Here is a 13,842-nt window from a genome sequence, read left to right on the forward strand (position 1 = left end):
ACGACGGCTCCGCCGCGTCAGCGGCCGAGGCCGCGGTACTCCCAGCCGGCCGCACGCCAGGCGGCGGGGTCGAGGCAGTTGCGACCGTCGACGAGGAAGGTGTTGGCCACCTTCGCCGCCGTGGCCGCGGGGTCGAGGGCGCGGAACTGCTTCCACTCCGTCACGACGACCACGGCGTCGGCACCGGCCAGCGCCTCGTCGACGTCGGTCGTGTAGGTGATCTCGGGGTAGCGGCGGCGCGAGTTCTCGATCGCCTCGGGGTCGGTCGCGACCACGGTCGCACCGAGGTCGTGCAGGCGAGCGGCGACGTCGAGCGACGGCGAGTCGCGGATGTCGTCCGACTCCGGCTTGAACGCCAGACCGAGCACCGCGATGCGGCGGCCCTCGACGGAGCCGCCCAGGCCCTCGGTGACGAGGTCGACGACGCGCTGGCGGCGACGCAGGTTGATCGCGTCGACCTCTTTGAGGAAGGCGACGGACTCGCCGACGCCGAGCTCGTCGGCGCGGGCAGAGAAGGCGCGGATGTCCTTCGGGAGGCAGCCGCCTCCGAAGCCGATGCCCGCGTTCAGGAAGCGGCGGCCGATCCGCACGTCGTAGCCGATCGCGTCGGCGAGCTGCGTGACGTCCGCGCCGGTGACCTCCGCGATCTCGGCGATCGCGTTGATGAACGAGATCTTGGTCGCGAGGAAGGCGTTGGCCGAGACCTTCACCAGCTCGGCGGTGGCGTAGTCGGTGACCACGAGCGGGGTCTCGGCCGCGAGCGCCGTCGCGTAGACCTCGTCGAGGGTCGCCTTCGCCGCTGCTCCGGCCTCGCCCGCGGGCACGCCGTAGACGAGGCGGTCGGGGCTGATCGTGTCCTTGACGGCGAAGCCCTCGCGGAGGAACTCGGGGTTCCAGGCGAGGGTCGCACCGGAGGAGGCGATGCGGTCGGCCAGGCGGGCGGCGGTGCCGACGGGGACGGTCGACTTGCCGACGACGAGGGAGTCCGCCTCGAGGTAGGGCAGGAGACCGTCGATCGCCGAGTCGACGTAGGTCATGTCCGCGGCGTTCTCGCCCGGCTTCTGCGGGGTGCCGACGGCGACGAAGTGCACGGCCGCACCGGCGGCGTCGGCCATGTCGGTCGAGAAGCGCAGACGCCCGGAGGCGACGCCGGAGGACAGCAGCTCCGGGAGGCCGGGCTCGAAGAACGGCGCGGTGCCGGCGGCCAGGGCGTCGATCTTCTTCTGGTCGACGTCGATGCCGATGACGTCGTGGCCGAGCTCGGCCATGGCGGCAGCGTGGACGGCACCGAGGTAGCCGCAGCCGATGACAGAAAGCTTCACAGGGGTTCTCCGAATCGTGGCGGGTTCGTGTCGCGGTCGCGACGGTGAGGAGGAGCGATGCGATGCGGCGAGGCGTCAGCGCGCCCGCGGACGCGCGACTACCGCCGCGCCAATGCTCTCAGATCGCGGGAGACGTCGGCGACAGCCGCCGCGATCTGCGCCGCCACGCGCTCGTGCACGGCCTCGCTGCGGCCGATCGGGTCCTCGATGTCGTCGCCGCCCTCGCCCCGCGGGGCGCGCCCGCGGTGGGCGGCGGCGAGCCGCACGACGGCGCGGAGCCGCGCGGCGGGGTCCTCGACCGTCGGCAGCGGCACCTCCCGCAGCACGAACGGCAGCACGCGGGCGAATTCGAGCAGCGTGAAGCCGCGGAGGAGGAGCGACGGGAAGCGCCGGGAGGCGTCGACCAGGTGGTCGCGCGTCATCGTGAGCAGGAGGTCGGCGTCGCCGGCGATCGCGTCGCCGAGCACCGCGCTCGCGTGCGCGGCCGGGTCTCCCCCGTGCTGAGCCGAGAAGCGGGCCGAGACCGGGTCCATCGGCAGTCCGTCGCGCGTCCTCACTCCGGCGCTCGTGAACGCGAAGAGCGGACCTCCCGCGGGTGATGTCGCGTCGGCGAGTGCGGCGCGCAGCAGCTGCTCCGCCATCGGCGACCGGCAGATGTTGCCGGTGCAGACCGAGAGCACGGTGAAGACGGGGGCGGCGGAGGCGGCGACCGGTTCGTCCGGTCGCCAGCTCCGGCGGGCGGGGCGGGCGGAGTCGTCTCCCGGGAAGATCATCGCGGGGCGCTCAGGCCGAGGTCGACGCGGGCTCGGGCTCGACGGCCGTGTCCGGGCGGGCACCCGATCGCTCGGAGCCGTAGTAGCTCGTGTAGTAGTAGCCGTAGCCCCGGCCGACCTGGCCGCGCGCGGGCACGCGGTTGAGGATCACGCCGAGGGTGTGGCCGCTGACCCGCTCGATGTTCTGGATCGCCTTGCCCAGCTCGTCGGTCGTCGTCCTGCCCGCGGAGATGACCACGAGCGCGCCGTCGGTGCGGGCGGTGAGGATGGCGCCGTCCGTGACGGGCAGGAGCGGCGGCGCATCGACGAGCACGATGGCCTCGCGAGCGATCTCGTGCAGGAGGATGTCCATGCCGTTGGAGCCGAGCAGCTCGGACGGGTTCGGCGGGATCGACCCGGCTCCGAGCACCCAGAGGTTGCCGGACGGGCCCCACGGCTGCAGGACGTCCTGCAGTTCCGCCTTGCCGATCAGCAGGTCGGTCAGGCCGACGCCGGGAACGAGGCCGAACGACTTGGCGACGGTGGGCTTGCGGAGGTCGCCATCGACGACGACGGTCCGCTGGCCGGAGGCGGCGAGCGTCACCGCGAGGTTCGCGGTCACCGTCGACTTGCCGTCCGAGGGCAGCGGGCTCGTCACGACGATGATGCGCGGCGGGCTGTCGATGTTCATGAACTGCAGGTTCGTGCGGAGCTCGCGCAGCGCCTCGGCGAGTGCGTGCTTGCCGTCGGCCTTGATGTAGTCGGTCGTGTCGGCCTCGGGGACGATGCGGTTGGTCTCGCTGAGGCGCTTGTCGACGGGGAGGGTGCCGACCACGGGGAGGTCGAACAGGCGCTCGACCATCTCGGCGGTGCGGATGCGCCGGTCCAGCGTGTTGCGGACGAACGCGTAGACGAGACCGAGGACGAGGCCCGCGAGCGCGCCGACCGCGAGGACGAGGCGCAGGTTCGGGAACGCCGGCGAGGACGGGAGCGCCGCGGTCTGCAGAACGGTGAGGGAGACCGTGTCGCCGACGCCCGTCTCCTGGTTGACCTGCTGCACCTTGGTGGCGATGGCCGCGACCCAGGCGTCGGCGAGCTTCTGCGCGCCCTCGGGGGTGGAGGCGGTGGCGCTGACCTTCATCACCGGGGCGACCGTGTCGGCCTGCACCGTGATCGCCGAGATCAGCGTGGCGGGCGAGACGTCGAGGCCGAGGCTGTCGATCGCGATCTGCGCCACGTCGCGCGAGGTGGCGATCGGGACGTACGTGGCGAGGCTCGACTTGGCGACGGACTGCGCGATCTGCTGCGTGTAGATCGCCTGGCTGTCTTCGGCACCGGTGGTGGCGACGGAGACCAGGCCCTGCGAGTCGGCGACGTACCGCGGCTTCTGCGTCAGCGACCAGCCGAAGGCGACGAGAGTGCCGAGGAGGATCGCCGCGACGATCGGGATCCAGTGGTCGCGCAGCAGCCGGAGGACGTCTCGAAGTTCCACAGAGTCAGATTTCCTTCGCTGGTACGGATCACGCGGCGGGCGCCGGCGACGGGTTCTTCCGAATTCTGACACAGCGCTTCCGCGCCCTCGGCGCCAGGCGCGTCAACCGTGCCACCCGTCGGGGGTGGGCTGCGGCGGAGTCCCTCTCGTGATCACTCCGCGGCCCTCGAGCTCGACGACCGCCGACTCGACGACCGCCTCCGCATCGACGCCGGCGGGCGGCGGGCCCGCCTCCTCGAGCACCGCGGCGACGAGACCGGGCAGATCGGAGCCCCGGCCGGCGTGGCGCCAGATCGTCGGGCCGATGCCAGACAGGCGCACGAGGGTGCCGCCGCAGAACACGAGCAGCTGGCCGTCGGCGAGCTCCACCGCGTCGTCCGCAGGGGTGCGCAGGACGGTGCCGGGCAGGGCCTCGCCCACAGGGTCGAGCTGCACGGAGACCACCTCGGACCAGGCGGACGGGGCCTCGGCGCCGAGGGACGCGAAGACCTCCTCGACCAGGTGCACCACGCTCGCGGCCTCGGAGTAGACCAGTCGCCGGACGCCGCCCAGCGCCGAGAGGGTGCGGACGAGATCGGCGATCGGCCGCGGTCGGGCCGAGAGGTACGAGGTCTGCGGCACCAGATCCTCGATCGCGTCGACCGGGTCGACGTGCTCGAGGAAGGGCGTCCCGACGCCGTCGCGGCGCTCGAGCAGCAGGACGCCCGCCAGACGCAGGGGCGCCTCCGGGACCGGTCGGAGGGCGAGCGACCCGGGGGCCAGCTGCGCCTTCGGCGCCGATCCGGTCAGCGGCTTCACCGACAGCGGCTTGGGATAGGGCAGGACGCGCCCCTCCGGGGTCACGCCGACCGTCTCGTCGGTGACGTAGCCGAAGCGGGACCCGAGCGTCCGGGCGATGGTGGTCTTGCCGGTCCCGGAGGCGGCGACGAAGGCCAGCACGCGGCCGGACTCGTCGGAGATCCCGCAGGCGTGGAGCATCAGCAGGTCGGCGCGCCGGGCGCCGATCGCCTCGAGGGTCAGGGTCGAGGTCAGGGACTCCTCGAGCTGCGCGAGCGTGGCGCTCGAGACCCGGGGCGAGCCGTCGACCGGGACGGAGGGATCGTGCCCCACCTCGGCGAGGACGTCGCGTGCTCCCGCGTCGGGCTCGGACGCGCAGGCGGCCCAGCTGTCGGCGATCCGCGCCGCGTCCTCGTCGCCGACGCCGCGTCCGAAGACCACGCGGAACGGGGTCTCGAGGACCGAGACGGACAGGGTGCGGGGCTCGGCGCCCCTCCCCCCGGCGATCAGTACGCCCCGTCGCGGGCGAGGACGGCGCGCGCGGTCTTGAAGAGGATGACGATGTCGCCGGTCATCGACCAGTTCTCGACGTAGTACAGGTCGAGTCGGACGGTGTCCTCCCACGAGAGGTTCGAGCGTCCGCTGACCTGCCAGAGCCCGGTGATGCCCGGCTTCATCAGGAAGCGGCGGTGCACGTGCTCCTCGTACTGCTCGACCTCGCGGGCCAGCGGCGGGCGGGGGCCGATCAGGGACATGTCGCCGCGGAAGACGTTCAGGAACTGGGGCAGCTCGTCGAGGCTGAAGCGCCGGAGGATCGCACCCACCCGGGTGACGCGGGGGTCCTTCGCCATCTTGAAGAGGATCGAGTTCCCCTCCGCACGCTGCTGCGACGCGAGAGCCGCCAGTCGCGCCTCCGCGTCGACGACCATCGAGCGGAACTTCAGCATCTCGAAGGTCGCGCCGTTCAGGCCGATGCGCTCCTGCCGGAAGAGCACGGGCCCGGGGCTGGTGACCTTGACCAGCACGGCGATGACGACGAGCACCGGCGCGCTGAGGATGATCAGCATGGTCGACGCCAGGATGTCGAAGAGGCGCTTGGCGAACCGCTGGCGGCCGTCGAAGCGCGGGGTCTCGACGTGGATCAGCGGAAGGCCCGCGACGGGGCGGGTGTGGATGCGCGGACCGCCGATGTCGGTGAGGCTCGGCGCCACGACGAGGTGCTCGCGCCCGGGCTCGAGCGTCCAGCTCAGCTCGCGGATCCGCTGCGGCGCCAGCTCGTCGGAGCTCGTGACGACCACCGTGTCGGCACCGGTGGCGTCCATCACGGCGCGGACGCCGTCGATCCCGGTGAACCCGTGGACCGCGAGGCCCGAGAGCTCCTGCTCGCTCCGCAGCGCGTCCGCACCGCCGACCGAGGTCGAGACGGCGCCGACGAGCTTGTAGCCGGCCTCGGTGCCGCGACGCAGCTCGCGCGCGGTGTGCAGGACGCTCGCGCGGGAGCCGAGGAGCACGACCTGGCTCGAGAAGCGGCCCGCCCGGCGCTGCCGGGTGAGCCAGGAGCGCCAGACCAGGCGGCCGACGCAGATCAGCACGATCCCGGCGGGGAACGCCGTGATGATGTAGCCGCGCGCGAGCAGGATCTGGAGCAGGTAGGCGATGATCGCGACGATGCCGAAGAGCCAGATGGAGGCGTCGACGACGCGTCGGTACTCGACGTAGCCGGTGCCGACGATCCGGCGGTCGCGCGTGTCGAAGATCTGGAGGGCGAGGAGCCAGCCGACCGACAGGGCGACGGACACCCAGGTGTAGCTGACCGCGATGTCGGCGGGATTCTTGAACCCCAGATCAGAGTTCAGGTTCAGGTCGAACCAGAAGAGCTGCGTGCCGAAGACGGAGAGGACGATCGCGACGACGTCCGTGATGAGCAGCCGTCGCCGGTAGTCCTGCTCCCACGACGGCCGACGCCTCAGCGGTGCCCCTTGCGCCGTCATCGTTTCCCCCGACCTTTCCTGCTGCTTCGAAAGGCGTAATTCCGTTTCCGGTGTTGTCACGTCGTCAGGCTACCCACTTCCTCGTTTCGGAGGGGTGTCGCACCGGTGAGGAACGCTCGACCGGTCAGCCGCGAAGCCGGCCGCGGCTCTCCTGGAGGTAGCACGCGCCGCACAGCGACTCGTAGGTGACCGCCGTTCCGTCGATCGCGACCTGATCGCCGTCGAAGACGAAGCGGCCGTCCACGACGCGCCCGTTGAAGATCGCTTTGCGCCCGCACCGGCAGATCGTCTTCAGCTCCTCGAGGCTGTGGGCGATCTCCAGGAGCCGCCTGCTTCCCGGGAACGCGGCGGTGCGGAAGTCCGTGCGGATGCCGTACGCCAGGACGGGCACGTTCTCGAGGATGGCGATCCGGAGCAGATCATCGACGTGCGACTCCGGCAGGAACTGCGCCTCGTCGACGAGCAGAGCGCTCACGTCGCGCTTCGACTCGGCCAGCACGCGGGCCCGGGCGGCGGTGAAGACGGCCACCGGGTCCCCGTCGGACTCGAACAGGATGTCCACCGGACGGGTCACGCCGAGCCGCGACACGATCAGCTCCTCGCCCTTCGTGTCGACGGCCGGCTTGGCCAGCAGCACCCGGTGCCCGCGCTCCTCGTAGTTGTGCGCGGCCTGCAGGAGCGACGTGCTCTTCCCGCTGTTCATCGCTCCGTAGCGGAAGTACAGCTTGGCCATCAGGTCTCCTCGGGGCGGGTCCGGGGGCGGGGCCCCCGGGGTGAGCAGGGGCCGGTCACGGGAGGAACCCGTCCTCGCCGGCGCGGCGGATCAGGTCGGCCCGGCGGCTCGCGGGCCTGCCGACGGCGACGTACTTGCGGCGCACTCGCTGCAGGTAGGTCTTCGCGGTCTCGAACTGCACGTTCATCTTGGCGGCGACCTCGGGGGTGCTCGATCCGGACGCGTAGAGGCGCAGCGCCTCCAGCTCGCCGGCGCTGAGCCGTGGGCGCTGCTGCGCCGCGACCCCGGACGGCAGGGGCCGCCACTGCGCGGACGAGACGTCGGCCGAGCGCATCTCGAGAGCTGCGCGGGTCTGCTCCATCACCTCGGCGAGCGGGCGCGACTTCGCCAGGTGCCGCACGGCTCCGGCCTTCAGGGCGCGCTCGCGGACCTCGTCGTCCTCGCTCGCGGAGAGCGCCACGACCGCGGCTCCCGCCGCCCGGCAGGTCCGGATCCGCGCCTCGATCGAGATCGGCTCGCGCAGCTCGACGTCCATCACGACCACCTGGGTGGGGAAGACATCGCTCGTCACCAGGTCGTGCCAGGTGGAGGCGGCCACGACGACCTCGAAGTCCGGGGCGTGGGTGCGGATCCACGCGCTCGTCGCCGCGAGCAGGTCCTCGCGCGGGTCGAGCAGGCCGAGCCGGACCGCACGGGGTGGCGCGTCGCGGGCGCTCCGGGCGGAGGAGCCCGAGGGCTCACCGGAGCGGGTGACCATGCGGACGATCCTAGCCGCGGCCGGGCCCGCCCCCGGCTCAGAACAGCGTCGGCTGCCCGACGCCGGGCAGGATCGCGGCGCGCTCCGGCCCGAGCTCCCCGACCAGCAGCCCGTCGTGCTGGAGGGAGCGCCGCTCGCCGCCGAGGGTCCGCAGCGTCCCGAGCGAACCGAGGGCGGAGGACTTGACGGAGCCGGTGGCCGGGTCCTCCTCGCCGCGCTCGAGCCCGTGGGCGCGCATCAGCGGGCGGATGCGCGCCGAGAGCCAGCGCCGGTACTCGAGAGGCGCGTAGGCGTCGCGGCCCGGGTAGAGCGCTCGGTACTTGTCGACCAGCTCGGGGTGCTCCTGCCCGAGCCACTGCAGGAACCACTCCTTCACCCCGGGCTTGAGGTAGAGAGTCGAGTACATGATCGTGCTGGCGCCCGCCTCGCGGCAGGCCCGGAGCGACTCGTCGAGGTGCGCCCGGGTGTCGGTGAGGAACGGCAGGATCGGCATCAGGAACACCGAGCAGTCGAAGCCGGCCTCCCGTGCCGCGGTGACCGTCGCCAGCCTGGCCGCCGCGGTCGGCGCACCCGGCTCGACGGAGCACTGGAGGCCCTCGTCGTAGACGGCGATCGACACTCCGAGGTCGACCGGGACGTGCTCGGCGGCCTCGCGGAGCAGCGGCAGGTCTCGCCGCAGCAGCGAGCCCTTCGTGAGGATCGAGATCGGGGTGCCCGAGGCGGCGAGCGCGGCGATGATGCCCGGCATCAGCCGGTAGCGGCCCTCGGCGCGCTGGTACGGATCGGTGTTGGTGCCGAGTGCCACGGGGTGCCGCTCCCAGCTCGGCTTCGCGAGCTCCCGGGTGAGGACCTCGGCGACGTTCACCTTCACGACGATCTGCGAGTCGAAGTCGCGGCCGCCGTCGAACTCGAGGTACTCGTGCGTGGGCCGGGCGAAGCAGTAGGTGCAGGCGTGGGTACAGCCGCGCATCGGGTTGATGCTCCAGCCGAACGGCATCTTCGAGGAGGTGTGCACGCGGTTGAGCGCCGACTTCGCGAGCACCTCGTAGAAGGTGATGCCCTCGAACTCCGGCGTGCGCACCGTCCGCACCAGGTCGGTGAGCTTGACGAGGCCGGGCAGGGCGGCCTCGTCGGCCGTGCCGATCGACTGCCCGCTCCACCTCATGGAGCCATTAGAACATACGTTCGAACGGATCGCAGCCGATCAGACCGAGGCTGACAGCTCCAGCGTCTCGGCGGTCGCGGTGACCGTCTGCTCGGCCTTCTCGGGCGCGTCGTTGAGGGTCGAGCCGTAGCTCGGCACCAGCGCGCGGATCCGCGGCTCCCAGGCCTTCATCCGGTCGGGGAAGCACTTCTGCACGATGTCGAGCATGATCGGCACGGCGGTCGAGGCTCCGGGCGAGGCGCCGAGCAGGCCGGCGATCGTGCCGTCCCCTCCGGTGATGACCTCGGTGCCGAACTGCAGCACGCCGCCCTTCTTCTCGTCCTTCTTCATCACCTGGACGCGCTGGCCGGCGGTGATCAGGTACCAGTCCTCGTCGCGGGCGGTGGGCAGGAACTCGCGCAGGGCCTTCATCTTCTTGCCACGGCCGGCGAGCACCTCGCCGATCAGGTACTTCATCAGGTCGAGGTTGTCGCGGGCGACCGCGAGCATCGGGCCGATGTTGTGCGGCCGGATCGACAGGGGCAGGTCGAGCCACGAGCCCCGCTTCAGGAACTTGGGCGTGAAGCCCGCGTAGGGGCCGAAGAGGAGGGACGACTCGCCGTCGACGACGCGCGCATCGAGGTGCGGCACCGACATCGGGGGCGCGCCGACCGCGGCCTTGCCGTAGACCTTCGCCTTGTGCCGGGCGACCAGCTCGGGGTTGTCGGTGCGGAGGAACTGGCCCGAGATCGGGAAGCCTCCGAAGCCCTTGATCTCGGGGATGCCCGACTTCTGCAGGAGGTGCAGCGCACCGCCGCCGGCGCCGACGAAGACGAAGCGGGCGGTCACCGACTGGGGCGTGCCTCCGACGACCTGCTTGAGGTCGAGGCGCCAGGTGCCGTCCTTCTGCCGGGTGATGTCGGTGACCTCGCGGCCGGTGTCGAGTGTGCCGCCGTGGGCGACGACGTGGTCGAACAGCTGGTGGGTCAGCGAGCCGAAGTCGACGTCGGTGCCGGCCGGCATGCGCGTCGCTGCGTAGGGGCCGCCGCCGGCGGGACGCTGCTCCATCAGCAGGGGCGCCCACTCGTGGATGGTCTTGACGCTCTCAGTGAACTCGATGCCGGCGAACAGCGGCTGGTCCTTGAGCGCCTCGTAGCGCTTCCGGAGGTACTCGACGTTGGCCTCGCCGTGCACGAAGGTCATGTGCGGCGCCGGGTTGATGAAGCTGGAGGGCTCGCGGATGTCGCCGGACTCCACCAGGCTCGACCAGAACTGGCGCGAGATCTGGAACTGCTCGTTGATCTGGATCGCCTTGGCCGGGTCGACGGAGCCGTCGGCCGCCTCGGGCATGTAGTTCAGCTCGCAGAGGGCCGCGTGACCGGTGCCCGCGTTGTTCCACGGGTTCGACGACTCCTGCGCCACGTCGCCGAGGCGCTCGTAGGCGGCGATCGTCCAGTCGGGCTGCAGCTGGGTGATGAGGGCGCCGAGCGTGGCGCTCATGATGCCCCCACCGATGAGGGCGACGTCGACCGGTTCCGAGGAGTTCACGAGAGTCGAGTTTACGCTCGCCCGCGGACGCCGCGGCGGGGAGGGGCCCCGCTCCCCCATCAAATTCGCGGCTTTTCCACCCGGAAGGGGCCGGAGCGCTCGGCGCCGGCCCCGTCCACGCCGGTCAGGAGACGGGCTGCTTCGCCGCGATGAGCTCGGCGATCTGCACGGCGTTCAGGGCCGCGCCCTTGCGGAGGTTGTCGTTGCTGATGAAGAGCGCGAGGCCGCGTCCCTCCGGGGCGCCCTCGTCGGCGCGGATGCGGCCGACGAAGCTCGGGTCCTTGCCCGCGGCCTCCAGCGGAGTCGGCACCTCGCGCAGCACGACGCCGGGCGCGTCGGCCAGCAACTCGCGAGCACGCTCGGGGCTGAGGGCGGAGGCGAACTCGGCGTTGACGGAGAGCGAGTGGCCGGTGAACACGGGGACGCGCACGCAGGTGCCCGAGACCAGCAGCTCCGGGAGCTCGAGGATGCGGCGGCTCTCGTTGCGGAGCTTCTTCTCCTCGTCGGTCTCATTCGAGCCGTCCTCGACCAGGCTCCCCGCGAAGGGGATGACGTCGAAGGCGATCGGGGCGACGTACTTGTCCGGCGCGGGGAAGTCGACCGCCGAGCCGTCGTGCACCAGGTCGAGCAGGTGCTCGTCGGCGACGGCGGCGCGGACCTGGCCGGCCAGCTCGTTCGCTCCGGCCAGCCCGCTGCCGGACACGGCCTGGTAGGTGCTGACGATCAGGCGCGTGAGCCCCGCCTCGCGGTCGAGAACCTTGAGGATCGGCATCGCGGCCATCGTGGTGCAGTTGGGGTTGGCGATGATGCCCTTGACCGCCTGGTCGATGGCGTGGGGGTTCACCTCGCTGACGACCAGCGGGACCTCGGGGTCCATCCGCCAGGCGCTGGAGTTGTCGATCACGGTGACGCCGGCCGCGGCGAAGCGGGGCGCCTGCGCGCGCGATCCCGTGGCTCCGGCCGAGAACAGGGCGATGTCGAGCCCCGACGGATCGGCGGTCTCCACGTCCTCGACCACGACGTCCTCGCCGCGGAACGGCAGCGTCGTTCCCGCCGAGCGGGCGGTGGCGAAGAAGCGGATGGACGCGATCGGGAAGTCGCGCTCCTCGAGGAGGCGGCGCATCACCTTCCCGACCTGGCCGGTCGCGCCGACGACGCCCACGTGGAGGGGGGTGCTGCTCATGCTGTGCTCTTTCGTCCGTGCGGCGCGCGGGCCGCTCGTGGCGGGGGGATCGAGGGAGAGGGTACCGGTCGGTCCGGCCGCTCGGGAGGAACGGCCGGATCGCGAGGGTGTCCGGCCGTCAGCGGCCGGTGCCGGCGTAGACGACGGCCTCGTCCTCGGCGTCGAGCCCGAAGGCGGTGTGCACGACGCGCAGAGCCTCGTTCACGGTGTCGGCGCGGGTGACGACCGAGATGCGGATCTCGCTCGTGGAGATCATCTCGATGTTGATCCCGGCCTCGTAGAGGGAGCGGAACAGCTTCGCGGAGACGCCGGCGTTGGTGCGCATCCCGGCGCCCACGAGCGCGAGCTTGGCGATCTGGTCGTCGTACTGCAGGGACTCGAAGCCGACCTCGTCCTTCTCGGCGTTGAGAGCCATGAGGACCGTCTGGCCGTCGGCCTTGGGCAGGGTGAACGAGATGTCGGTGCGGGCGGTGGCCGCAGCCGACACGTTCTGCACGATCATGTCGATGTTGGAGCCGGTCTTGGCCACGATCGTGAAGATCTGCGCGGCCTTGCCCGGGATGTCGGGGACTCCGACGACGGTGATCTTCGCCTCGTTCAGGTCGGCGGCGACTCCGGCGATGATGGGCTCTTCCACGGCTTGTCCGTTCTGCTCGGCGCCGGAGGTCTCGGCGTTGTAGACGATGGTGCCCTCGTTGGGGCTGAAGGAGGAGCGCACGTGGAGCGTGACTCCGTGGCGGCGGGCGAACTCGACGGCGCGGATGTGCAGCACCTTCGCTCCCGCGGCGGCCAGCTCGAGCATCTCCTCGCTGGTGATGCGGTCGAGCTTGCGGGCCTTCTTGACGACCCTCGGGTCGGCGGTGAAGACGCCGTCGACGTCGGTGTAGATCTCGCAGGTGTCGGCGCCGAGTCCTGCGGCGAGCGCGACGGCGGTGGTGTCCGAGCCGCCGCGGCCGAGGGTGGTGATGTCCTTCGTGTCGCGGTTGAAGCCCTGGAAGCCCGCGACGATGACGACGGCGTTCTCGTCGAGCGCCTCGCGGAGACGGACCGGGGTGATGTCGACGATGCGGGCGGCGCCGTGCTGCGCGTCCGTGATCATGCCGGCCTGGCTGCCGGTGAAGGAGCGGGCCTCGAAGCCCATGCTCTTGATCGCCATCGCCAGCAGCGCCATCGAGATGCGCTCGCCCGAGGAGAGCAGCATGTCGAGCTCGCGGGGGGCGGGGATGGGCGTGACCTGGTGGGCGAGCTCGAGCAGGTCGTCGGTGGTGTCGCCCATGGCCGAGACGGCGACGACCACGTCGTTGCCCGCCTGCTTGGTGGCGACGATCCGCTTCGCGACCCGCTTGATGCTCTCCGCGTCGGCGACGGAGGACCCGCCGAACTTCTGGACGATCAGGCTCACGTGCTGCTCCCGTGTCGGTGGCTGGACCGCCGTCGCGACCCGACGGGCGAGTCTACCGGTCGACCGCATGCCGGAGCGGTCATGCGACTCCGGCGGCCGCGTCAGTTCTCGACGAGCCGGCGGCCCTCGAAGGCGCGGCCGAGGGTGATCTCGTCGGCGTACTCGAGGTCTCCGCCGACGGGCAGCCCGGAGGCCAGGCGGGTGATGCGGATGCCGAGGGTGCTGAGCATGCGCGAGAGGTAGGTCGCCGTCGCCTCGCCCTCGAGGTTCGGGTCGGTCGCGATGATGACCTCCTGCACCTCGCCGTCCGCGAGCCGCTGCAGCAGCTGGCGGATGCGGAGCTGATCCGGGCCGATGCCGTCGATCGGGCTGATCGCGCCGCCGAGCACGTGGTAGAGCCCGCGGAACTCGCGGGTGCGCTCGATCGCCGGGACGTCCTTCGCCTCCTCCACGACGCAGATGACGGCGCGGCTGCGGCGCGGATCGCGGCAGATCCCGCAGGTCGCCTCCTCCGCCACGTTCCCGCAGATGTCGCAGAAGTGCACACGGCCGCGCAGCTCGAGCAGGATCTCGGCGAGCCGGGTGACATCGAACGTCTCGGTCTGCAGGATGTGGAACGCGATGCGCTGGGCGGACTTCGGGCCGATGCCGGGGAGCCGGCCGAGCTCGTCGATCAGCTCCTGGACGATGCCTTCGTACATGCGGTCGCCTCCTCTCGGGTGGGGCGGACGGGGGTGGCGG

Annotated in this window: 12 protein-coding genes; all 12 read right to left on the reverse strand. The window is 71.5% G+C overall.

The features are described from left to right. Nucleotides 1-17 precede the first annotated feature (17 nt). The 12 genes from C5B95_RS08770 to recR all read right to left on the reverse strand — a co-directional run bounded on the left by C5B95_RS08770 (nucleotide 18) and on the right by recR (nucleotide 13,802). Nucleotides 18-1,322: a UDP-glucose/GDP-mannose dehydrogenase family protein gene (locus C5B95_RS08770; protein WP_104222179.1), complete on the reverse strand. Its 1,305-nt coding sequence runs from the start codon at nucleotides 1,320-1,322 to the stop codon at nucleotides 18-20. A gap of 98 nt (nucleotides 1,323-1,420) precedes the next feature. Continuing rightward, nucleotides 1,421-2,095: a low molecular weight phosphatase family protein gene (locus C5B95_RS08775; protein WP_104348958.1), complete on the reverse strand. Its 675-nt coding sequence runs from the start codon at nucleotides 2,093-2,095 to the stop codon at nucleotides 1,421-1,423. Nucleotides 2,096-2,105: 10 nt separating this feature from the next. Further along, nucleotides 2,106-3,566 (reverse strand): polysaccharide biosynthesis tyrosine autokinase, encoded by a 1,461-nt coding sequence (locus C5B95_RS08780; protein ID WP_181068035.1) that lies wholly within the window; start codon nucleotides 3,564-3,566, stop codon nucleotides 2,106-2,108. 102 nt (nucleotides 3,567-3,668) lie between these two features. Further along, on the reverse strand, nucleotides 3,669-4,784 hold the full coding sequence (locus C5B95_RS08785; protein WP_104267502.1) for a hypothetical protein: 1,116 nt from the start codon (nucleotides 4,782-4,784) through the stop codon (nucleotides 3,669-3,671). A 65-nt stretch (nucleotides 4,785-4,849) separates the two neighbouring features. Further along, nucleotides 4,850-6,334, reverse strand: coding sequence for a sugar transferase (locus C5B95_RS08790; RefSeq protein ID WP_104267501.1), 1,485 nt, complete (start codon nucleotides 6,332-6,334; stop codon nucleotides 4,850-4,852). A 124-nt stretch (nucleotides 6,335-6,458) separates the two neighbouring features. Continuing rightward, nucleotides 6,459-7,067 carry a thymidine kinase gene (locus C5B95_RS08795; protein WP_104348960.1) on the reverse strand — a complete coding sequence of 203 codons (609 nt, stop codon included), beginning with the start codon at nucleotides 7,065-7,067 and terminating at the stop codon, nucleotides 6,459-6,461. Between the two features lie 55 nt (nucleotides 7,068-7,122). Next, nucleotides 7,123-7,824: a LuxR C-terminal-related transcriptional regulator gene (locus C5B95_RS08800; protein WP_146076549.1), complete on the reverse strand. Its 702-nt coding sequence runs from the start codon at nucleotides 7,822-7,824 to the stop codon at nucleotides 7,123-7,125. 37 nt (nucleotides 7,825-7,861) lie between these two features. Further along, a complete protein-coding gene (locus C5B95_RS08805; RefSeq protein WP_104348961.1) occupies nucleotides 7,862-8,989 on the reverse strand; it encodes an Rv2578c family radical SAM protein in 1,128 nt (375 codons plus the stop codon). A gap of 39 nt (nucleotides 8,990-9,028) precedes the next feature. Then, nucleotides 9,029-10,576 carry a malate:quinone oxidoreductase gene (locus C5B95_RS08810; protein WP_104288179.1) on the reverse strand — a complete coding sequence of 516 codons (1,548 nt, stop codon included), beginning with the start codon at nucleotides 10,574-10,576 and terminating at the stop codon, nucleotides 9,029-9,031. Between the two features lie 64 nt (nucleotides 10,577-10,640). After that, nucleotides 10,641-11,699, reverse strand: a complete 1,059-nt coding sequence (locus tag C5B95_RS08815; protein WP_104227259.1) for an aspartate-semialdehyde dehydrogenase — start codon at nucleotides 11,697-11,699, stop codon at nucleotides 10,641-10,643. 118 nt (nucleotides 11,700-11,817) lie between these two features. Next, the gene (locus C5B95_RS08820; RefSeq protein ID WP_104260372.1) at nucleotides 11,818-13,101 is read right to left on the reverse strand and encodes an aspartate kinase; all 1,284 of its coding nucleotides are present in this window, start codon (nucleotides 13,099-13,101) and stop codon (nucleotides 11,818-11,820) included. Between the two features lie 101 nt (nucleotides 13,102-13,202). Next, complete coding sequence (gene recR / locus C5B95_RS08825) at nucleotides 13,203-13,802, reverse strand: recombination mediator RecR (RefSeq protein ID WP_104222157.1); 600 nt, start codon at nucleotides 13,800-13,802, stop codon at nucleotides 13,203-13,205. Between the last annotated feature and the right edge of the window lie 40 nt (nucleotides 13,803-13,842).

It is taken from the genome of Rathayibacter sp. AY1A7, assembly GCF_002930845.1.
Classification (GTDB): Bacteria; Actinomycetota; Actinomycetes; order Actinomycetales; family Microbacteriaceae; genus Rathayibacter.

Excerpts from the sequence above, each read along its gene's own strand:
- C5B95_RS08775 (WP_104348958.1), bottom strand. The coding sequence starts at position 2,095 with ATGATCTTCCCGGGAGACGACTCCGCCCGCCCCGCCCGCCGGAGCTGG.
- C5B95_RS08790 (WP_104267501.1), bottom strand. The coding sequence starts at position 6,334 with ATGACGGCGCAAGGGGCACCGCTGAGGCGTCGGCCGTCGTGGGAGCAG.
- C5B95_RS08795 (WP_104348960.1), bottom strand. The coding sequence starts at position 7,067 with ATGGCCAAGCTGTACTTCCGCTACGGAGCGATGAACAGCGGGAAGAGC.
- C5B95_RS08800 (WP_146076549.1), bottom strand. The coding sequence starts at position 7,824 with ATGGTCACCCGCTCCGGTGAGCCCTCGGGCTCCTCCGCCCGGAGCGCC.
- C5B95_RS08805 (WP_104348961.1), bottom strand. The coding sequence starts at position 8,989 with ATGAGGTGGAGCGGGCAGTCGATCGGCACGGCCGACGAGGCCGCCCTG.
- C5B95_RS08810 (WP_104288179.1), bottom strand. The coding sequence starts at position 10,576 with ATGGGGGAGCGGGGCCCCTCCCCGCCGCGGCGTCCGCGGGCGAGCGTA.
- C5B95_RS08815 (WP_104227259.1), bottom strand. The coding sequence starts at position 11,699 with ATGAGCAGCACCCCCCTCCACGTGGGCGTCGTCGGCGCGACCGGCCAG.
- recR (WP_104222157.1), bottom strand. The coding sequence starts at position 13,802 with ATGTACGAAGGCATCGTCCAGGAGCTGATCGACGAGCTCGGCCGGCTC.